At 72.9% G+C, this 24,923-nt stretch carries 25 protein-coding genes and 1 tRNA gene; 12 read left to right on the top strand and 14 right to left on the bottom strand.

All coding sequences use genetic code 11. From position 1 onward, the window contains the following. Window positions 1–48: 48 nt before the first annotated feature. The 4 genes from ACWCYY_RS15315 to ACWCYY_RS15300 all read left to right on the top strand — a co-directional run bounded on the left by ACWCYY_RS15315 (window position 49) and on the right by ACWCYY_RS15300 (window position 3,416). Complete coding sequence (locus tag ACWCYY_RS15315) at window positions 49–285, top strand: acyl carrier protein (RefSeq protein ID WP_345282025.1); 237 nt, start codon at window positions 49–51, stop codon at window positions 283–285. After that, complete coding sequence (locus ACWCYY_RS15310; protein WP_345282023.1) at window positions 252–947, top strand: HAD family hydrolase; 696 nt, start codon at window positions 252–254, stop codon at window positions 945–947. The genes ACWCYY_RS15315 and ACWCYY_RS15310 overlap by 34 nt, the downstream gene beginning before the upstream one ends. Window positions 948–995: 48 nt before the next feature. After that, entirely contained in the window at window positions 996–1,952 is a 957-nt protein-coding gene (locus ACWCYY_RS15305) for an NADP-dependent oxidoreductase (RefSeq protein ID WP_345282022.1), read from the top strand. A gap of 144 nt (window positions 1,953–2,096) precedes the next feature. Continuing rightward, the gene (locus ACWCYY_RS15300; RefSeq protein ID WP_449796269.1) at window positions 2,097–3,416 is read left to right on the top strand and encodes an MFS transporter; all 1,320 of its coding nucleotides are present in this window, start codon (window positions 2,097–2,099) and stop codon (window positions 3,414–3,416) included. A 28-nt stretch (window positions 3,417–3,444) separates the two neighbouring features. Here the strand turns inward: ACWCYY_RS15300 and ACWCYY_RS15295 are convergent, their stop codons facing one another. Beyond that, window positions 3,445–4,026 (bottom strand): TetR/AcrR family transcriptional regulator, encoded by a 582-nt coding sequence (locus tag ACWCYY_RS15295; RefSeq protein WP_345282020.1) that lies wholly within the window; start codon window positions 4,024–4,026, stop codon window positions 3,445–3,447. Between the two features lie 98 nt (window positions 4,027–4,124). Here ACWCYY_RS15295 and ACWCYY_RS15290 point away from each other — a divergent pair, with 98 nt between their 5' ends. Continuing rightward, window positions 4,125–5,165, top strand: a complete 1,041-nt coding sequence (locus tag ACWCYY_RS15290; RefSeq protein ID WP_449796268.1) for an FAD-dependent oxidoreductase — start codon at window positions 4,125–4,127, stop codon at window positions 5,163–5,165. 7 nt (window positions 5,166–5,172) lie between these two features. On the opposite strand, the gene ACWCYY_RS15285 is transcribed toward ACWCYY_RS15290, so the two are convergent. Both ACWCYY_RS15285 and mca read right to left on the bottom strand, forming a co-directional pair. Beyond that, window positions 5,173–5,391, bottom strand: a complete 219-nt coding sequence (locus ACWCYY_RS15285) for a hypothetical protein (RefSeq protein ID WP_345282018.1) — start codon at window positions 5,389–5,391, stop codon at window positions 5,173–5,175. Window positions 5,392–5,452: 61 nt separating this feature from the next. Next, the gene (mca, locus tag ACWCYY_RS15280) at window positions 5,453–6,343 is read right to left on the bottom strand and encodes a mycothiol conjugate amidase Mca (RefSeq protein WP_449796267.1); all 891 of its coding nucleotides are present in this window, start codon (window positions 6,341–6,343) and stop codon (window positions 5,453–5,455) included. A gap of 150 nt (window positions 6,344–6,493) precedes the next feature. Between mca and ACWCYY_RS15275 the strand changes: the two genes are divergently transcribed. Then, window positions 6,494–6,913: a DUF4307 domain-containing protein gene (locus ACWCYY_RS15275; protein ID WP_345282014.1), complete on the top strand. Its 420-nt coding sequence runs from the start codon at window positions 6,494–6,496 to the stop codon at window positions 6,911–6,913. A 150-nt stretch (window positions 6,914–7,063) separates the two neighbouring features. Continuing rightward, window positions 7,064–7,564 carry a transcription elongation factor GreA gene (gene greA, locus ACWCYY_RS15270; RefSeq protein WP_345282012.1) on the top strand — a complete coding sequence of 167 codons (501 nt, stop codon included), beginning with the start codon at window positions 7,064–7,066 and terminating at the stop codon, window positions 7,562–7,564. A 67-nt stretch (window positions 7,565–7,631) separates the two neighbouring features. Here the strand turns inward: greA and ACWCYY_RS15265 are convergent, their stop codons facing one another. The 4 genes from ACWCYY_RS15265 to ACWCYY_RS15250 all read right to left on the bottom strand — a co-directional run bounded on the left by ACWCYY_RS15265 (window position 7,632) and on the right by ACWCYY_RS15250 (window position 12,105). Further along, window positions 7,632–8,423 carry an ABC transporter permease gene (locus ACWCYY_RS15265; RefSeq protein WP_345282208.1) on the bottom strand — a complete coding sequence of 264 codons (792 nt, stop codon included), beginning with the start codon at window positions 8,421–8,423 and terminating at the stop codon, window positions 7,632–7,634. A 68-nt stretch (window positions 8,424–8,491) separates the two neighbouring features. Then, window positions 8,492–9,505 (bottom strand): ATP-binding cassette domain-containing protein, encoded by a 1,014-nt coding sequence (locus tag ACWCYY_RS15260; RefSeq protein ID WP_345282010.1) that lies wholly within the window; start codon window positions 9,503–9,505, stop codon window positions 8,492–8,494. Between the two features lie 149 nt (window positions 9,506–9,654). Then, window positions 9,655–10,869, bottom strand: a complete 1,215-nt coding sequence (ilvA, locus tag ACWCYY_RS15255; RefSeq protein ID WP_449796266.1) for a threonine ammonia-lyase — start codon at window positions 10,867–10,869, stop codon at window positions 9,655–9,657. 81 nt (window positions 10,870–10,950) lie between these two features. Next, on the bottom strand, window positions 10,951–12,105 hold the full coding sequence (locus ACWCYY_RS15250) for a cystathionine gamma-synthase (protein ID WP_345282006.1): 1,155 nt from the start codon (window positions 12,103–12,105) through the stop codon (window positions 10,951–10,953). A 221-nt stretch (window positions 12,106–12,326) separates the two neighbouring features. On the opposite strand from ACWCYY_RS15250, the gene ACWCYY_RS15245 reads away from it, so the two are divergent. Then, window positions 12,327–13,379 carry a DUF4034 domain-containing protein gene (locus tag ACWCYY_RS15245; RefSeq protein WP_449796265.1) on the top strand — a complete coding sequence of 351 codons (1,053 nt, stop codon included), beginning with the start codon at window positions 12,327–12,329 and terminating at the stop codon, window positions 13,377–13,379. A gap of 108 nt (window positions 13,380–13,487) precedes the next feature. Continuing rightward, window positions 13,488–14,147 carry a peptide-methionine (S)-S-oxide reductase MsrA gene (gene msrA / locus ACWCYY_RS15240; RefSeq protein WP_345282002.1) on the top strand — a complete coding sequence of 220 codons (660 nt, stop codon included), beginning with the start codon at window positions 13,488–13,490 and terminating at the stop codon, window positions 14,145–14,147. Between the two features lie 76 nt (window positions 14,148–14,223). Here msrA and ACWCYY_RS15235 read toward each other — a convergent pair whose 3' ends face one another. The 4 genes from ACWCYY_RS15235 to ACWCYY_RS15220 all read right to left on the bottom strand — a co-directional run bounded on the left by ACWCYY_RS15235 (window position 14,224) and on the right by ACWCYY_RS15220 (window position 19,264). Continuing rightward, window positions 14,224–15,468 carry a hypothetical protein gene (locus ACWCYY_RS15235; protein WP_380149424.1) on the bottom strand — a complete coding sequence of 415 codons (1,245 nt, stop codon included), beginning with the start codon at window positions 15,466–15,468 and terminating at the stop codon, window positions 14,224–14,226. 238 nt (window positions 15,469–15,706) lie between these two features. Then, window positions 15,707–16,885, bottom strand: a complete 1,179-nt coding sequence (locus ACWCYY_RS15230) for a L,D-transpeptidase (protein ID WP_449796297.1) — start codon at window positions 16,883–16,885, stop codon at window positions 15,707–15,709. Window positions 16,886–17,105: 220 nt separating this feature from the next. Next, window positions 17,106–17,432, bottom strand: coding sequence for a hypothetical protein (locus ACWCYY_RS15225; RefSeq protein ID WP_345281996.1), 327 nt, complete (start codon window positions 17,430–17,432; stop codon window positions 17,106–17,108). Window positions 17,433–17,863: 431 nt separating this feature from the next. Beyond that, window positions 17,864–19,264, bottom strand: a complete 1,401-nt coding sequence (locus ACWCYY_RS15220; protein ID WP_345281994.1) for a cystathionine beta-synthase — start codon at window positions 19,262–19,264, stop codon at window positions 17,864–17,866. A gap of 277 nt (window positions 19,265–19,541) precedes the next feature. Between ACWCYY_RS15220 and ACWCYY_RS15215 the strand changes: the two genes are divergently transcribed. The 3 genes from ACWCYY_RS15215 (at window position 19,542) to ACWCYY_RS15205 (ending at window position 23,139) form a co-directional block, all read left to right on the top strand. Continuing rightward, entirely contained in the window at window positions 19,542–20,603 is a 1,062-nt protein-coding gene (locus ACWCYY_RS15215; protein WP_345281992.1) for an SGNH/GDSL hydrolase family protein, read from the top strand. Between the two features lie 82 nt (window positions 20,604–20,685). Beyond that, on the top strand, window positions 20,686–21,906 hold the full coding sequence (locus tag ACWCYY_RS15210) for an acetyl-CoA C-acetyltransferase (protein ID WP_345281990.1): 1,221 nt from the start codon (window positions 20,686–20,688) through the stop codon (window positions 21,904–21,906). Window positions 21,907–22,185: 279 nt separating this feature from the next. Next, a complete protein-coding gene (locus tag ACWCYY_RS15205; protein WP_345281988.1) occupies window positions 22,186–23,139 on the top strand; it encodes a hypothetical protein in 954 nt (317 codons plus the stop codon). Window positions 23,140–23,222: 83 nt separating this feature from the next. On the opposite strand, the gene ACWCYY_RS15200 is transcribed toward ACWCYY_RS15205, so the two are convergent. The 3 genes from ACWCYY_RS15200 to ACWCYY_RS15190 form a co-directional block, all read right to left on the bottom strand. Continuing rightward, entirely contained in the window at window positions 23,223–23,540 is a 318-nt protein-coding gene (locus tag ACWCYY_RS15200) for a hypothetical protein (RefSeq protein WP_345281986.1), read from the bottom strand. Between the two features lie 82 nt (window positions 23,541–23,622). Continuing rightward, on the bottom strand, window positions 23,623–24,510 hold the full coding sequence (locus ACWCYY_RS15195; protein ID WP_345281984.1) for a Bax inhibitor-1/YccA family protein: 888 nt from the start codon (window positions 24,508–24,510) through the stop codon (window positions 23,623–23,625). Between the two features lie 121 nt (window positions 24,511–24,631). Then, window positions 24,632–24,715, bottom strand: a tRNA-Leu gene (locus ACWCYY_RS15190). Window positions 24,716–24,923: the final 208 nt, after the last annotated feature.

Below are 24,923 nucleotides of genomic sequence, written 5' to 3'. Positions count from 1 at the left end.
GAACAGAACAGCAGAACAGCCGAACAGCCGAACAGCAAGGAGAAGCCCGTGCCCACCGTCAGTTACGACCGCCTGGTCGACTTCATCGCCCGCAAGGCCGAGGTGCCGGTCGAGGAGATCGTCCCCGACGAGCCGCTGGACACCGTCGGTCTGGACTCCCTGGTCCTGATCGAGGTCGCGCTCTTCGTCGAGCGCGAGTACGGCATCGAGCTCGCCGAGGGCGAACTCGCCGCCACCCAGACGCTCAACGAGTGGACGGCCTTCCTGGACGGGAGGACGCCCTGACCCCGGTGGCCCGCCGCGCCGCCTTCCTGGACGTCGACGGAACGCTGATCCGGATCACCAGCCTCTTCCGCTTCCTGGCGTTCGACCTCCGGCTGAGCGGGGCGCCGCCGTCCCGGTACGAGGAGCTCCTGGCGGAGGTCCGGAGTCTGAAGGCGGCCGGCGCCCCCCGGGAACGGACCAACCGCGCGTTCTACCGGGTCTTCGCCGGCCGCCCGGCGGAGGAGCTGGCGCAGCGCGGCGAGCTCTGGTTCCGGGAGGAGGAGAGCCTGCCCGGGCTGTTCAACCTCCGGGTGCTGGAGCGGCTGGAGGAGCACCGGGCGGCCGGGGCCGCGATCGTCGCGGTCTCCGGCTCCTTCCCGCCGTGCCTGGCACCGATCGCCCGCCGGATCGGCGCCGACGCGGTGATCTGCACCCGGCCGGAGGTCCGCGACGGCCGGTACAGCGGCGAGGTTCCCGTGCCGATGATCGGCGATCAGAAGGCACGGGCGGTGCACCGGTTCGCCTCGGTGCACGGACTGGACCTGGCCGAGTGCCACGCGTACGGCGACGACGAGTCCGACGCCCCGCTGCTCGCCGCGGTCGGGCACCCGTGCGCGGTCGGCGACCGGCCGGCCCTGCTCCGGCTGGCCGCGGCGCGCGGCTGGCCGGTGCTCGACGGCTGAGGCCCCGTCAACCCACCGCACCACGACCACCGATCGAGAAGGCACACCATGACAGAGCTGATGAACGTGATCCGGACCACCGGAGCCGGGGCGGCGGCGGACGTCCTCGTCCCCGCCGTGGCCCCCCGGCCCGTACCGCTGCCCACCGAGGTGCTGGTGCGGGTGCACGCCGCCGGGGTGAACCCGGTGGACTGGAAGGTCCGCAGCGGGGTCTTCCCGCCCGGCGGGCTCGGCGCCCCGCCGTTCGTCCAGGGCTGGGACGTCGCGGGGGTGGTGGAGTCCGGCCCCCGGGTCACCCGCTTCCAGCCGGAGGACGAGGTGTTCGGGCTGGTCTGGTTCCCGCGCCCCGGCGGCGGCTACGGCGAGTACGTCACCGCGCCCGCCCGGCAGTTCGCCCGCAAGCCCGCCGCGCTGAGCTTCGAGGAGGCGGCGGCCCTGCCGATGGCCGGGCTCACCGCCTGGCAGACGCTGGCCGAGGTGGCCGAGCTCCGGGAGGGCCAGCGGGTGCTGATCACCGCGGCGGCGGGCGGGGTCGGGCACCTGGCCGCGCAGATCGCCGGGGTGCGGGGCGCGGAGGTGACCGGGACGGCCAGCGCGCCCAAGCACGACTTCCTGCGCTCGGTGGGCGTCGACCACCCGGTCGACTACACCGCCGGCCGGGTGTCCGAGCAGGTGCGGGACCAGGACGTGGTGCTCGACCTGCTCGGCGGCGAGCACACCCTGGACCTGCTGCGGACGCTGCGCCCGGGCGGGCTGCTGATCCTGGCCATCGGCCAGGTGAGCCCCGAGGTGGCCACCCGCGCCCTGAGCCTGGGCGTGCGGGTGACGCCGTTCCTGGTCGAACCCGACGGGGCCGGGCTGGAGGCGCTGGCCGGGCTGGTGGAGGCCGGCCGGCTGCGGGTCCACCTGGAGCGGGTCTTCCCGCTGGCGGACGCCGCCAAGGCGCACGAGCTCGGCGAGACCGACCGGGCCACCGGCAAGATCGTGCTCTCCGTGCGGAACTGACCCTCCGCCAACTCCGCGCGCCGATAACCTGGTTGCGCACCGATGCCGCCGCAGGCCGGTCTCCCCCGTCCGGCCTGCGGCCCGCTGCCCCGGGTGGGCGGCCGGCGACGGCCGCCCACCGTCGACCTGCGAAAGGCCGTACTGGTGACCACCTCCGGAGCCCCTTCCCCCGTGCCCACCGCCGCCCGGCCGGGACGCCGGCCCCTGCTGCCGGGCGGCGGGCTCTCCGACGGCACGGTCACCCTGTTCTCGGTGGCCGCCGGCCTCGCGGTCGCGAACATCTACTACGCGCAGCCGCTGCTCACGGCGATCGCCGCCACCTTCCGCTCCGGCAGCGGCGCCGCCTCCCTGGTCGTCACCGTCTCCACGGTCGGCTACGCGGCCGGCCTCGCCCTGCTGGTCCCGCTCGGCGACATCGTCAACCGCCGCCGCCTGGTGGTCCTGCTGCTCTCGGTGGTGGCGCTGGCCCAGGCCGCCTCGGCGGCGGCGCCCTCGCTGGCCGTCCTGGTGGTGCTCTCGGGACTGCTGTCGGTCACCGCGGTGGTCGCCCCGCTGCTGGTCTCCTTCGCGGCCACCCTGGCGGAGCCGGAGCAGCGCGGCCGGGTGACCGGCCGGGTGATGAGCGGGGTGCTGGCCGGGGTCCTGCTCGCCCGTACCGGCGCGGGCGCGGTCGCCCAGTACGCGGGCGGCTGGCGCTCCGTCTACGCGGTGGCGGCCGTGCTGATGGTGCTGCTCGCGGCGGTGCTGTGGCGCACCCTGCCCGACGTGCCGCGGGCCGCGGAGCTGCGCTACCCCGCCCTGCTCCGCTCCGTGGCCACGGTGGTGCGCCAGGAGCCGGTGCTGCGGCTGCGCTGCCTGTACGGCTTCCTCTGCTTCGCCTCGTTCAGCGCCTTCTGGGCCTCCGCCGCCTTCCTGCTGGTCGCACCCCCGTACTCCTTCGACGAGGCGCTGATCGGCGCGTTCGGCGTGCTCGGCATCGCGGGCGCGGTGGCCGCCCGGGCCACCGGCTTCCTGGTGGACCGGGGCCGGGACCGCACCGCGACCACCGTCCTGCTGGCCGCCTCCTGCCTGAGCTGGGCCCTGCTCGCCGTCGACCACGGCCGCGCGGCGGTCCCGCTGGTGCTCGGCGTGCTGCTGCTCGACTTCGGCGTCCAGGGCGCCCAGGTGACCAACCTCGGCGTGCTCTACCGGCTCCGGCCGGAGGCCCGCAGCCGGATCACCATGGCCTACATGACCACCTACTTCCTGGGCGGCGCGGTCGGCTCCGCGGTCTCCGGCGCGCTGTACGCCGGGTACGGCTGGTGGGGCGTCTGCGCGGCCGGCGGCGGCGCGGCGCTGCTCGCGCTGGCGGTCTGGACGGCGGAGTCGGTCGTCCTGCGCCGCAGGACCGCCGCGGGCACCGTGGGCACCGCGGGCACCGTGGGCACCGTGGGCACCGCGGGCACCGCGGGCACCGCCGACTGAACCCGGCGACGACCGGTCCCGGGGCGGTTCAGGGCCCGTACACCGAGTCCAGCAGGCCGTTCACGAAGGCGTCCAGGTCGTCCAGGCCGGCGCTGGCCAGGGCGCGGGGGTTGCCGCCGAGGAGCTGGGGGATGGCGGCGTGCAGGGCGAGGGTGACGGTGGCGGCGCGGCGGGGGGTGACGGGGAGTCCGGCCGCGCGCTGGGCGTGTTCGAAGCCGGCGAAGTCGGCGGCGACGACCGAGGCGAGGGTGTCGGCCAGCCAGGGGCGGCGGGCGGCCTCGATCTGGAGCTCCAGGTAGGCGAGCATCCGGGGGGCGCCGGGGCCGGCCACGTCGTGCAGCAGTCCGGCCATCAGGGCGGCCAGGCCGCGACGGTCCACGGGGTGGGCGCCGGAGGCCATCACCTCGGCGGTGGTGCGCTCGTACTGCTCGACGATCCGCTCGGCCGTGGCCCGGAGCAGGGCGTCCCGGCTCGGGTGGTAGTTCTTGGCGGTGCCCAGCGGCAGCCCGGCGGCCGCGTCCACGGCCCGGTGGGTCAGCCCCCGGCCTCCCGCTTCGGCCAGGACCCGGATCGCGGCGTCGCCCAGCCGGTCCCGGCGGTTCTCACTCACCGTCAGTTCTCCTTGTTCCTCGGTGCGTTGCCCAAACTACCCCAGGCGTGGTACCACAGGTGTGGTAGACCGGAAGCCATACGACGCCGGGGGGCGCGATGACGGGTACGGCCGTGGTGGTGGGAGCGGGAGTCGGCGGGCTGGCGGCCGCGATCGGGCTGCGCCGGGCGGGCTGGCGGGTGACGGTGCTGGAGCGCCGCGCCGGGATCGAGCGGTACGGCACCGCCTTCGCGCTCCACCCCGCCGCGCAGGACGCGCTCGACCGGCTCGGGGTGGGCGAGGCTGTGCGCCGCCGCGCGGTGCCGTACCGCTCCGCGCAGATCCGCACCCCGGGCGGGCGGGTGCTGGCCCGGCTCCCGCTGGACCGGGTGGAGAAGAAGGCGGGCAAGCCCGAACTGCTGCTCTCCCGCCCGTACTTGATCGATGCCCTGCTGGCCGGCCTGGAGGCCTTCGGGGACGTGCCGGTCAAGGCGGGCGAGACCGTCACCGACACGGCGGAGCTGCGGGCCGCGCACGACCTGGTGGTCGGAGCCGACGGCATCCGCAGCGTGGTGCGCGGGGACTTCGGCACCGCGAGCGGGCCGCGGAACATCGGCTCGGTGGCCTGGATCGGCATCGCCGACTTCGAGAGCGGGCTGCACGGCGAGACCTGGGGCCGCGGCCGCTTCTTCGGCCTCACCCCGGTCGAGCCCGGCCGCACCAACTGGTACGCGGCCGTCCCCGAGGGCACCACCGCCGACGACCTGCCCGGGCTCTTCGAAGGCTGGCACGACCCGGTCCCCCGCATCCTCACCGGGACCGACCCGGCCGGCTGGCTCCGCTACGAGATGCGGCACCTGCACCCGGCCCTGCCGAGCTTCGTGCACGGCGACCGGACCGCCCTGATCGGCGACGCCGCGCACGCCATGACGCCCAACCTGGGCCAGGGCGCCTGCACCGCCGTCCTGGACGCCGAGGCACTGGCCCGCGCGGTGGCCCGGCACGGGGTCACCGGCGTGCCGCAGGCGCTGCGCGACTACGACCGCGAACGGCGGCGCACCGCCCAGCGCACCGCCTTCGCCTCCCGCACCCTGCACCGCTTCGTCTCCACCGAGCGCACCGCGCTCCGGGACGGGCTGGCCCGGCTGCTGCCGGGCTGAGCCGTCGTCAGTCCGTGGCCGGCTTGGCGGGCACGGCAGCGGGCTGCTCGGGCTCCTCGACGAAGTTCACCCGACCGAACTGCTTGTTCATGGACTTGACCAGGAACCAGGTGGCCACGCCGAGGGCGGCGAAGACCACGAAGCCGAGCAGGCCGGGGGTGACCTTGGCCTTGTCGAAGGCGATGGCCGCGGTGGCGAGGTCGGTGAGGTGCATCGGGGTGCTCATGTCTCCAATGGTGGCCCGGCCCTACACGGACCGGGCCACCGGGGTGGAATGTGTCGCGCCGTCAGGCCGAGGCGGCGGTGCCGGCCGGGGTGCGCAGGCCGGCGAACAGGTCGTCCTCCGGCAGGTCGGTGTCGACCAGGGAGCGGGCCAGCTCGTAGTCCTCGGTCGGCCAGACGGCCTTCTGGACCTCCAGCGGCACCCGGAACCACGGGCCGTCCGGGTCGATCTGGGTGGCGTGCGCGATCAGCGCGCGGTCCCGGGTCTCGAACCAGTCGTCGCAGCGCACCCGGGTGGTGATCTCCCGGTCCTGGCGGCCGCTCTTCTCCCAGCCCGCGATCCACTCGCCGTACGGCGACTCGATGCCGTGCTCGGTCAGGTACGCGTGCATGGCCCGGATCCGGCCCATGGTGAAGCCGTTGTAGTACAGCTTCGAGGGCTGCCACGGCTCACCGAGGCCGGGGTAGGCCTCCGGGTCACCGGCCGCGTCCCAGGCCGCCATGGTGATCTTGTGGGTCATGATGTGGTCCGGGTGCGGGTAGCCGCCGTTCTCGTCGTACGTGGTGATCACGTGCGGGCGGAACTCGCGGATCAGCTTCACCAGCGGCGCGGCCGCCTCGGCTACGTCCTGGAGCCCGAAACAGCCCTCCGGCAGCGGCGGCAGCGGGTCGCCCTCCGGGAGGCCGGAGTCGACGAAGCCGAGCCAGGCCTGCTTGACGCCGAGGATCTCCCGGGCCGCGTCCATCTCCTTGCTGCGCACCTCGTGGATGTTCTCCTCGATCCACGGGTCGCCCTGGAGCTTGGGGTTGAGGATCGAGCCGCGCTCGCCCCCGGTGCAGGTGGCGACCAGGACGTCCACCCCCTGCGACACGTACATCGCCATGGTCGCGGCACCCTTGCTGGACTCGTCGTCCGGGTGCGCGTGCACCGCCATCAGTCGCAACTGCTCAGTCAACGCCTGGTTCCTTCCGGGATTCATCCGGTTCATCGGGCCGCTCCCCCCGCCGCCTCCGGCGCGGACGTACCACTCCTATAGTGACTGACCGAAGGGCCCGTCCATTCCCCCCGCAGACCGGCGGCCCCTCAGCGAAAGGACTGAGCCGCCATGGACTCCGGACGTACGACCACCGCCGCCGCCGTGCCGCAGGGCCGCTACGGCCGCACCTCCGACCGGGAGGCCGATCGCAGGCTCCGGACCCTCGGGGTGGTCTGCGGCGCGCTGGGGCTGGCCCTGGTGGGCTGGCTGGGCTGGTCGTACGTCAGCAAGGGCTCCGAGATGAACGGCCTGGTGCCCGGGTTCCAGGTGGTCTCCGACAGCGCCGTGCAGGTGCAGCTCTCCGTGCACAAGAGCGACGGGAAGGCGGGGGTCTGCACCATCCGGGCCCAGGCCGAGGACGGCGGCGTGGTCGGGCTGCACGACTTCCAGGTGCCCGCCGCCGGGGGGACGTACGACGAGGTGGTCACCCTGCGCACCACCGCCAGGGCCACCAGCGCACAACTGCTGGGCTGCACTCCGGCGAAGTAACGCCCTCCCCTTCGTCGGCGGAACTTGTTAGGCTCGTGGTTTCGCCCCTTCCGCGCCGCCTGCCCGGAAGCCGGGCGTTGCTTTGTAGTACGACACCGTTCGGCTGCTGACCCAACCCTCAGCGCGACCCTGCACCTACGAGGAGCACCCGTGACCCAGACCAGCGAGAACGTGACCTGGCTCACTCAGGCCGGCTACGACAAGCTCAAGGCTGAGCTGGAGTACATGACCACCACCTGGCGTTCCGAGATCGTCCAGAAGATCGAGGCCGCGCGCGAGGAGGGTGACCTCAAGGAGAACGCCGGCTACCACGCCGCCCGGGACGACCAGGGCAAGGGCGAGCTGCGCATCCGTCAGCTCACCCAGCTGCTGGAGCGGGCCAAGGTCGGCGAGGCTCCGGCCGGCGCGGACGCCGTGGCCCCCGGCACCGTGGTCACCGTCGCCTTCGACGGCGACGAGGACGACACCATGAAGTTCCTGATCGGCTCCCGCGAGATGGCGGGCACCACCGACATCGACGTCTACTCGCCGCAGTCCCCGCTGGGCCTGGCGATCGACGGCAAGAAGATCGGCGACGAGGCGCACTACGAGCTGCCCAACGGCAAGCGCGCCATGGTCAAGATCATCGCGGTCGAGGCCCACACCGGCTGACGCACCCTCAGCACGCGGCAGAGCGGCCGCCCCCTCCTGGAGGGGGCGGCCGCTCTCGCGTCGCGGACTAGCCCACGGCCGAGCGGTACTTGCGCACCGAGAGCCAGCCGAACAGGCCCAGGATCACCAGCGACCAGAGCACCGAGACCAGCACGGCGTTCTCCATCGGCCAGCCGCCCTGCACCGGGCCGAGCTGGTTGCCGAACAGGTCGCGGCAGGCCTGCACGGTGGCGCTGAACGGGTTCCAGTACGCGATCGGCTGGAGCCAGCCCGGCATCGAGCTGATCGGCACGAAGGCGTTGGAGACGAAGGTCAGCGGGAACAGCCAGATCAGACCGGCCGAGGTGGCCGCCTCGGGGCTGCGCACCGAGAGGCCGATCAGCGCGCCGATCCAGGAGAAGGCGTAGCCCAGCAGGAGCAGCAGCGCGAACGCGCCGAGCGCCTTGAGGAAGCCCTCGTGGAAGCGCCAGCCGACGATGGCCGCCACGACCGCCAGCACCAGCAGGGTGAAGGCGGTCTGCACCAGGTCGGCCAGGGTGCGGCCGACCAGCACCGCGGAGCGGGCCATCGGCAGCGAGCGGAAACGGTCCACCAGGCCCTTGGTCATGTCCTCCGCGATGCCGGCCGAGGCGCCGGCCACCGCGAAGGTGACGGTCTGGGCGAAGATGCCCGCCATCAGGAACTGGGTGTAGGTGTCGGTGCTCGCGGTGGCACCGGGGATCTGGATCGCTCCGCCCATCACGTAGGTGAAGAGCAGGACGAACATCACCGGCTGCATCAGGCCGAAGACCACGATCTCCGGGATGCGGGTCATCCGGCGCAGGTTCCGCTTGGCGACCACCCAGGAGTCGTGCAGCATCGCGGCGAGGCCGTGCTTGGGGTGGGTGACGGCGGAGCCGATGGCTTGTTGCGGGTTGGCCGTGGTCATCAGGCGTCCTTCCCGTGGCTCTTGCGGCCCTTGGCCGGCTTCTGCCCCTCGCCCGACTCGTCCTCGTCCTCCTCGACCGTGGCCCGGCCGGTGAGGGAGAGGAAGACGTCGTCCAGGGTCGGGCGGCGCAGGCCGATGTCGTCGATCTCGATCGAGCGGGCGTCCAGCTCGCGGATCACGTCGGCCAGCACCCGGGCGCCGCCGCTGACCGGGACGGTGATCTTGCGGGTGTTCTTCTCCAGCGCCGGGTCGCCCTTGGCGTACGGGGCGAGCGCGGCCTGCGCCTCGGTCACGTCGTCGGCGCGGTGCACCACGACCTCGATCCGCTCGCCGCCGATCTGGGCCTTGAGCTGGTCGGCGGTGCCGCGGGCGATCACCTTGCCGTGGTCGACCACCGCGATGTCGTGGGCGAGGCGGTCGGCCTCCTCCAGGTACTGGGTGGTGAGCAGCAGGGTGGTGCCCTGCTCGACCAGGGTCTCGATGACCTCCCAGAGCGCCAGCCGGTTCCGCGGGTCGAGGCCGGTGGTCGGCTCGTCCAGGAACATCACCGGCGGGCGGACCACCAGGGCGGCGGCCAGGTCCAGGCGGCGGCGCATGCCGCCGGAGTAGGTCTTGGCGGTGCGGTCGGCGGCCTCGGTGAGGTTGAACCACTCCAGCAGCTCCTTGGCCCGGGCCTTGGAGTCGCGGTTGGTCATCTGGTAGAGCTCGCCGACCATCTCCAGGTTCTCGCGCCCCGTCAGGTACTCGTCGACGGCGGCGTACTGGCCGGAGAGGCCGATCAGGCTGCGCACCTTGTTGGGGTGCTTGAGCACGTCCACCCCGGCGACCACGGCGTGGCCGGAGTCGGGGCGGAGCAGCGTGGTGAGGACGCGGACGGTGGTGGTCTTGCCGGCGCCGTTGGGGCCGAGCAGCCCGAGCACCGTGCCTTCGGGGACGTCCAGGCTGACGCCGTCGAGGGCGCGCACGTCACCGAAGGTCTTGACCAGGTTCTCGGCTTGGATGGCTGGCGCCATGAGCCTGCCTCATCTCCTTCTGGGGGATTTGTCCTTTTTATCCCATGGCGGTACCCGGGTGCCCGGGGATTCATGCCGCAGGAAAGGCCCTGACACCCTCTCAGCTACCTGTGACAACCGCCTCCGGTTTTCGGGATCGGCGGCGCCGGTCAGCTGCTCACCACGTAGTCCGCGTCCCGGAGTTCGCCCACCACCAGGGCGCAGTGCTCCGGCCCCTTGGTCTCCAGGTGGAGGTCCACCTCGACCTCGGTCAGCCCCAGCCGCGGGTCGATCCGCACGTGCGCCACGTCCAGCACGTTGGCGTCCACCCGGGTGAGCACGGCCAGCAGGTCGGCCAGCGCCCCCGGCTTGTCGGTCAGCCGGACCCGCAGCGACAGGTAGCGCCCTGCGGCGGCCAGGCCGTGCCGCAGCACCCGCTGCATCAGCTGGGGGTCGATGTTGCCCCCGGAGAGCACCGCCACCACCGGGCCGCCCCGGAAGTCCTCCGGGTGCTCCAGCAGGGCCGCCACCGGGCTGGCCCCGGCCGGCTCGACCACCATCTTGAGCCGCTCCAGGCCGACCAGCAGGGCCCGCGACAGGCTCTCCTCGGAGACCGTGCGGACGCCGTCGGCCAGGGCGTTGACCACCTCGAAGGGGATGTCGCCCGGGCGGCCGACCATGATGCCGTCGGCCATGGTGGCGAAGCGCTCCAGCGACACCGGCCGCCCGGCCGCCAGCGAGGGCGGGTAGGCGGCCGCGCATGCCGCCTGCACCCCGATCACCCGGACGTCCGGCCGCAGCGGCTTCACCGCCGCCGCGATGCCGGCCAGCAGCCCGCCGCCGCCCACCCCGACCAGGATGGTGCGCACCTCCGGGCACTGCTCCAGGATCTCCAGGCCGACGGTGGCCTGGCCGGTGACCACGTCCCAGTGGTCGAAGGGGTGGATGAAGGTGGCACCGGTGGTCTCCGCGTACTGCTGGGCGGCCCGCAGCGCCTCGTCCACGGTCGCCCCGTGCAGCTTCACCTCGGCGCCGTAGTCACGGGTGGCGGCCACCTTGGGCAGCGGGGCCGCGCGCGGCATGAAGACGGTGGCCCGGACCCCGAGCAGCGAGGCGGCCAGCGCCACGCCCTGCGCGTGGTTGCCCGCGCTGGCGGCCACCACGCCGCCGGCCCGCTGCACCGGCGTCAGCCCGGCGATCCGCACGTACGCGCCGCGCAGCTTGAAGGAGCCGGTGCGCTGGAGGTTCTCGCACTTGAGGTGGACCGGGGAGCCGATCAGCCCGGAGAGGTACCGGCTGCTCTCCATCGGGGTGACCCGGGCGACCCCGGCGAGCATCTTGTGCGCACCGCGGACGTCGTCCAGGGTGACCGGCCAGTTCTGCATGGTTCCTCAGGTGCCGTGTGACGTACGGGAATTGACGAAGGGGCGCGCGCCACAAGGCGCGCGCCCCCGGGTGGAGCGGGATCAGCCGAGCGCCTGCGTCAGGTCGGCCAGCAGGTCGTCGATCGCCTCGATGCCGACCGAGACCCGGACCAGGTCGGCCGGGACCTCCAGCGCGGAGCCCGCGACCGAGGCGTGGGTCATCAGGCCCGGGTGCTCGATCAGCGACTCCACGCCGCCCAGCGACTCGCCCAGGGTGAACAGCTTCGCCCGGTTGCAGACCTCGACCGCCGCCTGCTGGCCGCCCGCGACGCGGAACGACACCATGCCGCCGAAGGCCTTCATCTGCTTGGCCGCGATGTCGTGGCCCTGGTGCTCCGGCAGGCCCGGGTAGTAGACCTGGCTGACCTTCGGGTGCGAGGTCAGCAGCTCGGCCACCTTCTCGGCGTTGGAGCTGTGGCGGTCCATCCGGACGCCCAGGGTCTTGATGCCGCGCAGCACCAGCCAGGCGTCGAACGGGCCGGAGACCGCGCCCATCGCGTTCTGGTGGTACGCCAGCTCCTCGGCCAGGCCCGCGTCGGCCGCGACCAGCGCGCCGCCGACCACGTCCGAGTGGCCGCCCATGTACTTGGTGGTCGAGTGCACCACCACGTCGGCGCCGAAGGAGATCGGCTGCTGCAGGTAGGAGCTGGCGAAGGTGTTGTCCACCACCAGCAGCGCGCCCGCGGCGTGCGCCACCTCGGCCAGGCCCGCGATGTCGGAGATGCCGAGCAGCGGGTTGGACGGGGTCTCCACCCAGACCGCCTTGGTGCCCGGGCGGATCGCCGCGCGCACGGCGTCGAGGCTCTGGGTGTCGGCCACCGAGAACTCCACGCCCCAGCGGCTCAGCACCTTGGCGAACAGGCGGAAGGTGCCGCCGTAGGCGTCGTTCGGGATGACGATGTGGTCGCCCGGCTTCAGCACGGTGCGCAGCAGGGTGTCCTCGGCCGCCAGGCCGGAGGCGAAGGCCAGGCCGCGGGCGCCGCCCTCGATCGCGGCGAGGCACTCCTCCAGCGCGGTGCGGGTCGGGTTGGCGGAGCGGCTGTACTCGTAGCCGCCGCGCAGCCCGCCCACCCCGTCCTGCTTGTAGGTGGACACCTGGTAGATCGGCGTGACGACGGCCCCGGTCTGGGGGTCTGCTTCCTGGCCCGCGTGGATGGCGAGGGTCTCGAAGCCCTGGGGAAGAGGGTGCTCGGTCATGGTCCGAGCCTAGTCCGCAAACGGGACCAAGGCGGTCGATACGCCCCCCGGTCGGACCGTCCGTCAACTTCCGCGCGTGGTGCGGCTACGATCTGCACGCCCCGTACACGTGTCCGACCCGAACGGAGCATCCCGGACCGGCCGGCCGAGCGCCCTCGCGCACGCCCCCGCACCCGCCGTCCGACCCACCGTCAGCTGCCCGTGAACCACCGGAGTGCCCCGTGCTGTTCCTGACCATCGCGGTCATCGCGCTGCTCTTCAGCCTGTTCAAGTCCCTGCGCGCCCGCCGGGCCGCCCGCCCGCCGGCCCCGCTGACCGACGCCGCCGCCCAGCGCTTCGGCCTGGTCCCCGACCGCGGCCTGGTGCTCGGCCACACCACCCTGGACGACCGGGGCCGGGCGGCCCTGGAGTCCGCCGAGCGCGGCGACTGGCGCCCGGCCGCCGAGTACGTCGAGGAGGCCGGGACGGACTGGGACGAGCGCTACGACCGGATCGACCTGCTGGTCGACCTGGCCGGCCGCCGCCACGAGTGGCTGGAGGCCTGGCGGCAGGAGCGGCCGGAGTCCTCGGACGCCGCCTCGATCCGCACCGCCGCCCTGGTGCACGCCGCCTGGGCGATCCGCGGCTCCGGGTACTCCGACACCGTCACCGACGAGATGCGCAAGGGCTTCCAGGCCAAGCTGGCCGAGGCCCGCGAGGCCGGCGCCGCGGCGGCCCGCCTGGCCCCCGCCGGCGACCCGACCCCGTACCTGGCCCAGCTGGCGCTGGCCCGCGGCCAGAACTGGTCCGCCGAGGAGTTCCGCGCGCTCTGGGCCGAGGTCTCCTCGCGCGCCCCGCGGCACTGGGACGGCATCTGGCAGGGCAAGGAGTACTGGACCCGCAAGTGGCACGGCAGCCACGAGCTGATGCACGCCTTCGTCGACGCCACGATCGCCGCCAACCCGGTCGGCAGCCTGCTCACCGTCCACAAGCTGGACGCCTACACCGAGCAGTACGGCGACGCCGCGGCCGGCCTCGGCACCGCCGAGCTGCGGGCCGCCGTGGACGCCCTGCTGGCCGACCTGGCCGCCGCCCGCCCCGACCACCCGCAGCTGGCCGCCGCCCGCGGCACGGCCGTGCGCTTCCTGGCCGGCCAGGGCCGCCACGCCGAGGCGCTGGCCCAGTTCCAGGCCCTCGGCCCGGTCATCCCGCGGACCTTCCTGCGCTCCTCGAACGGGCCGGACGAGTTCACCGACCTGCGGGCCCGCACGGTGGCCGCGCTCGCCCGCGGCTGACGCCGCGTCAGCGGGAGGGGCCGTCCGGGCCCGGCCCGTCCGGAATTTCCGGGCGGGCCCCCTGCGTTGTCAGGGTCACCCCCCGATGTCGAACCCCGGGAGCAGGCCGTGCTGTTCAACCGTTCCAAGAGCGAGCTCGTCACCCCCGAGGAGGCCCTGCCCGGCCGCGCCGAGCCCCGGTTCGTCCCGGCCGGCCCGCACACCGTCCTCGGTACCCCGCTCACCGGCCCCTACCCGGACGGCCTGGAGGTCGCCGACTTCGCGCTCGGCTGCTTCTGGGGCGCGGAGCGCACCTTCTGGCGCCTGCCCGGCGTCTTCACCACCCTGGTCGGCTACCAGGGCGGCCACACGCCGAACCCGACGTACGAGGAGGTGTGCAGCGGCCTGACCGCGCACACCGAGGTGGTCCGCGTGGTCTACGACCCCGCCGTGATCTCCTACGAGACCCTGCTGAAGACCTTCTTCGAGTCCCACGACCCGACCCAGGGCTTCCGCCAGGGGAACGACCGGGGCACCCAGTACCGCTCCGCCGCCTACACCCACTCCCCCGCCCAGCTGGCCGCCGCCCTGGGCGCCAAGGACGCCTTCCAGCCCGCACTGACCGCGATCGGCCTCGGGCCGATCACCACCGAGATCGCCCCGGCCGGCCCGTTCTACCCGGCCGAGGAGTACCACCAGCAGTACCTCTCGGACGCCAAGAACCCGAACGGCTACTGCGGCCTCGGCGGCACCGGCGCCAGCTGCCCGATCGGCGTGGCCAAGGCCTGACGACCGGCACGGAACGGGCCCCGTCGCTCCCCCCTTCCGGGGGAGCGACGGGGCCCGGGTGCGTTCCGGTCTACCGTCAGCCGCCGGCCGCGGCCAGCGCCTTGAGCTGCTCGAAGGTCATGCCGGCCTGGGCCAGCACCTTGATCTCGGCCTCGGGCGCGCCGAGCGCGACGAGCTCCTTGATCTGCGCGTCGGTCAGCGTGACCGCACCGGCACCGGGCTTGACGCCCGGGATGTCGGCGCCGCCCGGGACGGGGGCGCCGCCCTTGCCGGCCATCGCGGCGCCCATGACGGCGCCCATGGTGTCCTCGAGGTCCTTCTTGGTGATCGCGGTGGCGCCGGTCGGGGCCTTGGGGGCCTCGGCGTCCTTGGCGAAGGTCACCTTGATCGGCATGTGGAGGTCGGCCGGGGCGTCCTTCTCGAACTGGGCCAGGTCGAAGGAGACCGCCGAGAGGGCGCCGTCCTTGATGAAGACGTCGACGCCGACCTTCTTGTCCGGGAAGTCGGACGGGACGGTGGCGGGCAGCTCGTCGAAGCCCGGCAGGTCCTTCGCCAGCGGCTTGATGCTCTTCAGCAGGTCGTCCGCGAAGGCCTTGGCGGGGGCGGCCACGTAGATGTGGTCGGCGCCCTCGTGCTTGCCCTTGTCCTCGAAGGTGACGTTGCGGGAGATGACGTCCTTGACGGTGTTGACCAGGCCGGAGGCGACCTTCGGGTCCACCGACGGGGCGGCCGAGGGGCTGCCCTTGCTGCCCGCCGCCTTGCCGGCCTCCTCCGCCAGGCCCTTGAGGGTCTTGGTGTCGATCGAGACCCACTTGCCGCCGATGGCGTCCTGGAAGACCTTCGGGAAGAGGGCGGCGCCCTCCTTCAGCTCCTTGGTGTCCTCGCCGGCGATCTTGGCGATGCCGTCGACGTCGGCCTTCGCGTAGAGGGTGCCGTCGATGTAGCGGATGTCGGCCAGCGCGGCGCCGTCCTTGCCGGTGAGGGCGTAGGCGGCGTCGAACCCGAGGTCGTCCGGGATGGAGTTGAGGTCGGCGGCCTGGCCCTCCTTGAGGCCCGCCACGTCCTTCAGCGGCTTGTCGGCGGCGATCGCGACCGAGAGCTTGATGCCGGACATCAGCTCGGCCGTCTTCTGGTCGAGCTGCTCGCTCTTGTCCTTGGAGACGGCCTTGTCGAAGGCGAGGATCTGCTCGGGCGTGGCGTCGAAGCCGAGCTCGGCCTTGAAGCTCTTGCCCTCGTAGACCTTGCCGAAGGCGTCCGAGACCTTGTCGGCGGCGGACAGCTGCTTGACGGTGCCGCAGGCGACCAGGCCGCCGGCCAGCACGACGGAACAGGCGGTGGCGGTGGCGGCGACGCGGGCCGTCCGGCGCAGGGTGGTGTTGATGGGACTTCTCCCCCGTGAAAGGCACCCGGACTGCTCACCGGGCTGCAGTGCTCGACTCTTGGTGACGACCCCAGGCAAGCAGCTTTCACCCGCCGGGTCACCCTGTTTTCGGCACTTGTGGCCGAAGCAGGACGCACCCGGTAACTTATCCGGTTCTTATGACGAGCCCACGACCGGGTCAGACCGCGCTGCCGGCCTTCCACGCGGACCAGTCCATGTTCCAGCCGTTCAGGCCGTTCGACGGACTCACGGTCCTGTCACCCGAGTTGATCACCTCGACCACGTCCCCGACCATCGAACTCGCGTAGAACTTGGCACCGTTCGTCCCGGGATCACCGGCGCCCTTGACGTCCCGCAGGGCGATGCAGCCGTGGCTGGTGTTGGCGTTGCCGAACTGTGACGCGGGGGACCAGTAGTTGCCGTGGATGAAGGTGCCGGAGGTGGTCAGCCGCTGGGCGTGCGGGACGTCCGGGATGTTGTACTCGTCGCCCAGGCCGACGGTCTGTGAGTCCATCTTGGTCTGGGTGTACTGCTCGGAGATGACCATCTTCCCGGCCCAGGTCCGGTGCTCCGGGGAGCCACCGATCACCGGGTAGGTGGCGGTCACCTGGCCGTCGGTGGTCACCGTGAGGGTGTCCTTGCCCAGGTCCGCGACGCTGACCTGGCTGCGGCCGATGGTGAAGGCCACGTCCTTGGACTGGGTGCCGTAGACGCCCTTGGCGCCCTCCACGTCCTTGAGCCGCAGCTTCAGGGTGACCTTGGTGCCCTTGGCCCAGTACTGCTCGGGGCGGAAGTCGAGCCGGGTGCTGGAGTACCAGTGCCCGACGACCTCGACGCCCGGCTCGGCCGTCACCGTGATCGCCTGCTGGACGGCCTTGCGGTTGGTGACCGCCTTGTTGAAGTTGATCGAGACCGGCATGCCGACCCCGACGACGGCCCCGTTCTCGGGGGTGAAGTAGCCGACGAAGGTGTTGGCAGGGGAGGCGGTGGCGAACTTCGCGTTGGCGTCCGCCTCCAGCTTGTCCTTGTCCTGGGCGACGGCCGCCACGGCGTACTTGGCGCCGCTGGACAGCGGCGCGGTGGAGGTCCAGCTCGCGCCGTCGGCGGCGAGCTGGCCGGCTATCTCCTTGCCGTCCTCGGCGGTGAGCTTCACCGAGGTGAGCCTCCCGTCCACGACGGTGACCTTGACCGGCTCGGTGAACGGGGCGTCGGTGACGCCGTCCGCCGGGGAGACGGTGATCTTCGCGACCGAGGTCCTCGGCGAGCCGCTGCCGCCCGCCCCGGCGCCCCCGCCGCTGCCGCCGGAGGGCTTGTCGTCGTTGCAGGCCGCCAGCAGGAGGACGGGGGCACCGAGCATCCCGGCCAGTACGCCGCGCCTGGTCCAGCGCGGCTTCTCGGTCTGCGTCACGGCGGTTCTCCCTGCTCTTCACCTACGGGCGTTACGTACCAAATCAACGCGATCCGGGCGGAAGCGGTTCCATCACCAAACGGTTGAGATCGTACGAGAGTACTGAAGATGCCGCCAGAACGGACAAATCCCCCACCCGGGGCTCCGGGCGGGGGATTCGCGATGCTGCCTACTGGTCCGCGTACTCGGTCCAGGTCTCCTCGTCCGGGTCGTAGTCGATCCGGGCCGACTCCCAGGTGGCCGAGGTCAGCTCGGTGCCGGGGACGCCGCCGAGCAGCGCCACCGGGTCGATGAAGTGCGCGAGCGAGCCGGACGGGTCCAGCTCGATGGCCTCCACCGACTGGCCGCGCTCCTCGTCGTCCAGGTACTCGTCGGCCTCCACCTGGGCCAGGGCGGCGGCCTTCAGGGCCTGCTCGTCGGTGATCTCGGCGACGATCTCGATGCTGAGCCGTACGTAACGGGGGGCGTCCTGCTCGGGCAGGTCAGTGCTGGTCATGGGGGCGAGCCTAGGCGAGCACCCGCCGCCGGGGAAACGGGTGAGGCCGGCCCCCTCGGAAGGGGGCCGGCCTCGCCGTCTCCGCCCTGGTTCCCCCACCCGGGAACCGCGGAGCGCGCCTCGCGGCGCGGTAGGTGCCGCGGGGGCCACCACACCCTGGGCCGGCCTGGGCCGGCACAGGGGCGGGACGACGGCAACCCCCACGGGCAGGACACGGTGGGCCGGGTCAGGGCCGACCGACGTGTCCGTGGTGACCCCGGTGCGGGGAGCCGCTCCCGCTTCCGCTGTCACCTGCTTCGGCGTCTCGCCGTTGACCACTACAGTGCACGACCCGTGTTAACCGCGTGATGCGCGCAGGTGACGCCGGTGTACCACTTCGTGCCGGGAGCGTTCCGTCAGCCGCCGTCCCCGGCACGGCGGCTGACGGCGGGTCAGTGACCGGCCCGGTTGGCCAGGAAGGCCAGCAGGTCCTGGCTGGTCACGATGCCCTGCGGCTTGCCCTCGACCAGCACCACGGCGGCGTCGGCCTTCTCCAGCACGGTCATCAGGCTGGTGACGGTCTCGCCCGAGCCGACCACCGGCAGCGGCTTGGACATCACGCTGTCCAGGGTGTCGGTGAGCGCGACCTTCTGGGTGAACAGCCCCTCCAGCAGCTCCCGCTCCACCACCGAGCCGATCACCTCGCCGGCCATGATATCGGGGTGCCCCGCGCCCGGCGAGACCACCGGCATCTGCGAGACGCCGAAGTCGCGCAGCACCCGGATCGCCTCGGCCACCGTCTCGTTGGGGTGCATGTGGACGAACTGCGGGACGCCCTCGTGCTCCAGCGCGTCCTTGCGGGCCAGCACCTCGACGATGTGCGCCTCGTCGGTCTCCGAGGGCAGGAAGCCGTAGTCGGCCATCCAGTCGTCGTTGAAGATCTTCGACAGGTAGCCGCGGCCGCCGTCCGGCAGCAGCACCACGACCACGTCGTCCGGGCCGAGCCGCTTGGCGACCTCCAGCGCGGCCACCACGGCCATCCCGCAGGAGCCGCCGACCAGCAGGCCCTCCTCCTTGGCCAGGCGGCGGGTCATCTGGAACGAGTCCTTGTCGGAGACGGCGACGATCTCGTCCGCCACCTCGCGGTCGTAGGCGGTCGGCCAGAAGTCCTCGCCGACGCCCTCGACCAGGTACGGGCGGCCGGTGCCGCCGGAGTAGACCGAGCCCTCCGGGTCGGCGCCGATCACCTTGACGGCGCCCTTCGAGGCGTCCTTGAGGTAGCGGCCGGTGCCGGAGATGGTGCCGCCGGTGCCGACGCCGGCGACGAAGTGGGTGATCTTCCCCTCGGTCTGCTCCCAGAGCTCGGGGCCGGTCGAGTGGTAGTGCGAGGCCGGGTTGTCCGGGTTGGAGTACTGGTCCGGCTTCCAGGCGTTCGGGGTCTCGCGGACCAGGCGGTCGGAGACGTTGTAGTAGGAGTCCGGGTGCTCGGGCGCGACGGCGGTCGGGCAGACCACCACCTCGGCGCCGTACGCCCGAAGGGTGTTGATCTTGTCGGTGGAGACCTTGTCGGGGCAGACGAAGATGCACTTGTAGCCCTTCTGCTGGGCCACGATCGCCAGGCCGACCCCGGTGTTGCCGGAGGTGGGCTCGACGATGGTGCCGCCCGGCTTGAGGGCGCCCGAGGCCTCGGCGGCCTCGATCATGCGCATCGCGATCCGGTCCTTCACCGAGCCGCCGGGGTTGAAGTACTCGACCTTCGCCAGCACCGTGGCGCTGATCCCGTCGGTGACCTTGTTGAGCTTCACCAGCGGCGTGCCGCCGACCAGGTCGATGATCGAATTGTGGTACCGCACGGGGGTCCTCCCGGTCTGGGGCAATGCGACGTCTGTGAGTACCTCAAAGCCTAGGGCGTCTCAAGGGGTGGACGGGCACTTGCGGGACGAAAGGGAACCGCGTCCGGCTCGGCGGGGGCGGGGCCGCGGGCCGTTCCGGCGACGGGCGGCGCGGCACCTGACGTTCTCTCCCCGGATGGCCGAGGGTGCCCGGTAGGGCGCTCCGTCGTTGGGTACCCAGAAGGGGACAGAAGGTGCCGCCCCGACGAGGGGCCCGGTGGATGGAGGGGGTGCGGGGTTGACGCGGGAGTCACGGGCCCGGGCGGCCCGGCGGATCGCCACCGCGGCCGCGTACGGCGGCGGCGGGCTGGGGCTGCTCGGGGTGGGCTTCGTCGGGCTGCTGGTCACCGAGAGCCGGCTGGCCGTCCGCGCGGTCGGGCTGCTGGAGGGCGACCCGCCGCGGGCGGACGGGGTGTACGGGGCCGCCTTCGCCGATCCGGCGGGCGAGCAGGAGCCGCTGGTGCTGGGCTTCCTGGGCGACTCGACGGCCGCCGGGCTGGGCGTGCGGCGGGGGCACGAGACCCCGGGCGCGCTGCTGGCGGCCGGTCTGGCCTCGGTGGCCGAGCGCCGGGTGCGGCTCGCCAACGTGGCCCGCTCCGGCGGCCGGTCCGCCGACCTGGCCGAGCAGGTGGTCCAGGTGCTGCCGCACCGCCCCGAGCTGGCCGTGATCATCGTCGGCGCCAACGACGTGACCAAGCGCACCCCGCCCGCCCTGGCGGTCCGTCAGCTCGGCGAGGCGGTCCGGGCGCTGCGCGAGGCCGGCTGCCAGGTGGTGGTCGGCACCTGCCCGGACCTGGGCACCATCAAGCCGGTGCGCCCGCCGCTGCGCTGGGTGGCCCGGCGGCTGAGCCGCGAGCTGGCCGCCGCCCAGACCATCGCGGTGGTGGAGCAGGGCGGCCGGACGGTCTCGCTGGGCTCGCTGCTGGGCCCGGAGTTCGCGGCCCGGCCGGAGATGTTCGCCGCCGACCGGTACCACCCCTCCGCGCAGGGCTACGCGACCGCCGCGATGGCCCTGCTGCCCTCGCTCTGCGCCGCCCTGGACCTCTGGCCGGACGAGCGGGAGCCGGCCGCGCCGGGGGCCGAGCAGGTGCTGCCGATGGCCGTCGCGGCGGCGGCCGCAGCGGGCCGTTCGGGCACCGAGGTGACGGCCGACGAGCGGATCGGGGACTTCGGCCGGCGGTGGGCACAGGTCAAGCTGCGGCTGCGGTTCGGCCTGCCGGACGCGGCCGACTCGACCCCCGAACCGGCGTCGGCCAACTCACACGCGGGGACGGGTGACGACAGGGCTACCAAGCGGTAACTTTCTCCCGGACCGTCCGCCGCCGCCCCCGCGCGGCGCACCCGGACGCCCGTCGACCCGGACACCCAGCGAGGAGCCCACCATGCCCGAAGCCGTCATCGTCAGCGCCGCCCGTTCGCCGATCGGCCGGGCCTTCAAGGGCTCGCTCAAGGACATCCGCCCGGACGACCTGACCGCGCAGATCATCGGCGCCGCGCTGGCCAAGGTGCCCGGGCTGGACCCGCGCCAGATCGACGACCTGATGCTCGGCTGCGGCCTGCCCGGCGGCGAGCAGGGCCACAACCTGGGCCGGATCGTCGCGGTCCAGATGGGCATGGACTACCTGCCCGGCACCACCATCACCCGGTACTGCGCCTCCTCGCTGCAGACCACCCGGATGGCGCTGCACGCCATCAAGGCGGGCGAGGGCGACATCTTCGTCTCGGCCGGCGTGGAGACCGTCTCGCGCAGCGTGAACGGCACCTCGGACGGCATGCCGGGCACCCAGAACCCGTTGTTCGCCGACGCGGTGGCGCGCACCGCCGACCGGGCCGCGAACGGCGGCGGCGAGTGGCACGACCCGCGCGAGGACGGCCTGCTGCCGGACGCCTACATCGCGATGGGCCAGACCGCCGAGAACCTGGCCGCGCTCAAGGGGATCACCCGCGCCGAGCAGGACGAGTTCGGCGTCCGCTCGCAGAACCTGGCCGAGGCCGCCATCAAGTCCGGCTTCTGGGCGCGCGACATCACTCCCGTCACCCTGCCCGACGGCACCGTGGTCTCCGCCGACGACGGCCCGCGCGCCGGGGTCACCCTGGAGGCCGTCTCCGGCCTCAAGCCGGTCTTCCGCCCGGACGGCACCGTCACGGCCGGCAACTGCTGCCCGCTGAACGACGGCGCCGCCGCCCTGGTGGTCATGTCCGACACCAAGGCCCGCGAGCTCGGCCTCACCCCGCTCGCCCGCGTGGTCTCCACCGGCGTCAGCGGCCTCTCCCCCGAGATCATGGGCTACGGCCCGGTCGAGGCCAGCCGCCAGGCGCTCAAGCGGGCCGGGCTGACCATCGACGACATCGACCTGGTGGAGATCAACGAGGCCTTCGCGGCCCAGGTCATCCCCTCCTACCGGGACCTGGGCATCCCGCTGGAGAAGCTGAACGTCAACGGCGGCGCGATCGCCGTCGGCCACCCCTTCGGCATGACCGGCGCCCGCCTCACCAGCACCCTGATCAACTCCCTGCAGTGGCACGACAAGCAGTTCGGCCTGGAGACCATGTGCGTCGGCGGCGGCCAGGGCATGGCGATGGTCATCGAGCGCCTGAGCTGACCGCTCGACCGACTCCGTCCACCCGTTCGGAGTGACGGTGCGTAACTGAGGGCCGGATCACACGCGGAGTGGGATCCGGCCCTCGGCACACCCTCTCCGAGCCGTTTTGTCGACGCCCCGGAATCGGTCAACTCCGCAGCGTAGAGCGGGACTACCTAACAATTTGAGGACAAGGACGAAAGTCACGGACAAATCGGACATCTGCCACTGCAGCATCAGTCGCCCATGCGGCACTGTGGAGACGTAACCCCGTTCCGCTCCTCCCTAGGAGTACGTTCCGTGAGCGTCGTGTACACCACCCTGCTGCTGGTCCTGATCGCCCTCTCCGCCGCGCTGCTGGTCCAGGGCCGCCGCCTCTCCCGCCGTCTCGCCGAGCAGGCGGCCGCCACCGCCGCCGCGACCGCCGCCGCAAGTGCCGCCGCCCCGGCCGTGGTTGACGAGACGGTGATACGCCGGGCCGTGCACGAGGCGCTGGCCGCCGACCGCGAGCGGGAGATCGCCGAGGCCCGCGCGTTCTGGGCCGAGCAGGAGGCCCGGGCCGCGGAGGACGCCCCGATCTTCGACTCCCCGTTCACCAGTGCCCAGGAGGAGTGGCCGCTCTTCTTCCCGCGCCCGACCGGCCCGCTCGACGCCGCCGACCAGGCGGGCACCATGGACCCGGAGTTCGGCGAGGCGCTGCGCAGCGCGCTCGAGGACCTGATCGGCGAGGACGGCGGCACCGCCGCCCCGCGCCCGGCGGGCGCCCACCCCTCGGGCGGCGGCCACCCCGCCGAGAGCGCCGGGGAGATCCGGGCCCGCCGCGAGGCCGATCTGCTCGCCACCGGCCTGGAGGCCGGCCTGCTGGACGCCGAACCGGCCGTGGACGCCGAGCCGGTGGCCGCGCCCGACCCGCGCCGCCACCCCTCGCACCCGGACTTCGTGCCCAGCCCGACCCCGTCCCGCGAGTGGACCGACACCCGCCTCGCCACCCTGGCCGACGAGGGCGTCGCGCTCACCGACGTCCGCCCCGGCCCGCTCGGCACCCTGGACGTCTACGCCTTCGCCGACGGCACCACGCTCTGCGTCGCCCCCGGCGACCGCGAGGCCGCCTACCGCCTGATCGACGCCGTCCGGGCCGGCGAGGACGTCCGGCTGCTCGGCGGCTCGCGGTTCTCCGGCTCCTACTCGCTGACCTTCTCCACCGACGAGGAGGCCGTCTACGTGCTGGCCGACCGGGTGGTCGCCAGCATCTGATCCGCCCGCAGCAGGCCAACGGCCGGTCGAGTCATCGGGGTTACCGACTCGACCGGCCGTTCGCGTGCCCGGGCGCCCGGGGGTCAGGCGGTGAGCTCGTCCGCCGCCCGCACCGCGTCCAGCGCCTGGGCCAGCACCTCGGGGCCGGCCACCGCGGCCAGTTCCCGCCCGGCGACGGCCAGTTGGTCGCCCACCGCGAAGGCCCCGGCGTCCGGGAACTCCCTCGGCGGCTCGCCCGCCAGCTCCAGCGCCCGCCCGGCCGAGTCCGCTGCCAGGGCCAGCACGGCCGCCGCCCGGCTCGGGTACCCGGGCACCGGGGCCAGCAGCCTGCTCTGCGGCATCGAACGGAAGCGGTCGGCCAGCCGGTCCACGGCGGCCAGGAAGGTCTGTGCGTCTGCCATGCGGTGAGCCTATGCGCTGCCGGGAACGGCGGAGGCCCGCCCCGGTGCAACCGGGGCGGGCCTCAGGCGGGCTGACGCGGGATCAGTCGTCGCCGCGGAGGATGGCGATCAGGCGCAGCATCTCCAGGTAGATCCAGACCAGCGACAGGGTGAGCCCGAAGGCGGCCCGCCAGGCCTCCTTCTCCGGGGCGCCGCCCTGGATGCCCGCCTCGATCTCGGCGAAGTCCAGGGAGAGGAAGAAGGCGCCGATGCCGATGCCGAGGATGCCCACCACGATGCCGAGCGGGCCCGAGCGCAGGCCCATGTCGGCGCCGAACAGCGAGGCCACCACGTTGACCAGCATGAGCAGCACGAAGCCCATGGCGATCGCGATGCCGATCCGGGTGTAGCGCGGGGTGACCCGGATCCGGCCGGACTTGTAGGCGATCAGCATCGCCGCGAAGACGGCCGCGGTGCCGAGCACGGCCTGCACCACGATGCCCGAGAACATGGTCTCGAAGGCGTGGCTGACCGCGCCGAGGAAGAAGCCCTCCAGGGCCGCGTAGGTGACGATCAGGGCGGGGCTGACGCTCCGCTTGAAGCTGATCACCATGCCGACCACGAAGGCGGCGATCGCGGCGCCGATGGCCGGGCCGAAGGAGGTGGCGGGCAGCAGGAACCAGGCCACCGCGCCGGCCGCGACCAGGGTCAGCAGCGTGATCGCGGTGCGGGCGACCACGTCGTCCATGGTCATCCGGCCGGTCTGCAGCGGGCCCGCGGACGGGGCCTGGTACATCTGCACCAGCTGCTCGTCGGTCAGCTGACCGGGCTGCGGCTGGGCGTAGGGGTTGTTGCCGTAGGGGTTGTTGCCGTACGGGCTCCCGGCCTGCGGCGCCCCGGCCTGGGGCTGCTGGGCGGTGTTGAACCCCGCGTATCCGGCGTCGCGGGTGAAGGACCCCTCCCGCGAGAAGACCGGGTTGCTGCTTCTCATGTCATTCCCTCCGGGGCGGCGTGGTGCCACCCGCACCGCTCCAGGGTAATGCCTTGGCAAAGGAATGAGCCTCAACCGCGAGGATGATCTCGCACACGCGCACCGGCGGCGCGCGGAGTCTTGGTGCCCGGGGCCGGACTCGAACCGGCACGGCCTACGGCCAAGCAGTTTTAAGCTGCCCGTGTCTGCGTTCCACCACCCGGGCGGGACCTCTCCGCCCCTCGTACGGGGTACCCCTGAGACTAGTCGCCCAGAGCACCCTTTCGCACACTCTCAGGCAGGCAATTTGTCATGTTTCCTTGACATCTGACGAATCGTCTGGAAATCGGCCATGCCCCGGCGCGATCCGGCCACCTCCTCGGCGTCGGGGTCGGTGTCATACCGCAGGAGGAGAAGCCCGGGCCCCGCCTACG

The organism is Kitasatospora sp. NPDC001664 (genome assembly GCF_053596675.1).
Note: the sequence above shows the minus strand (reverse complement) of the source record. Positions and strands in the feature narration are given on the sequence as shown.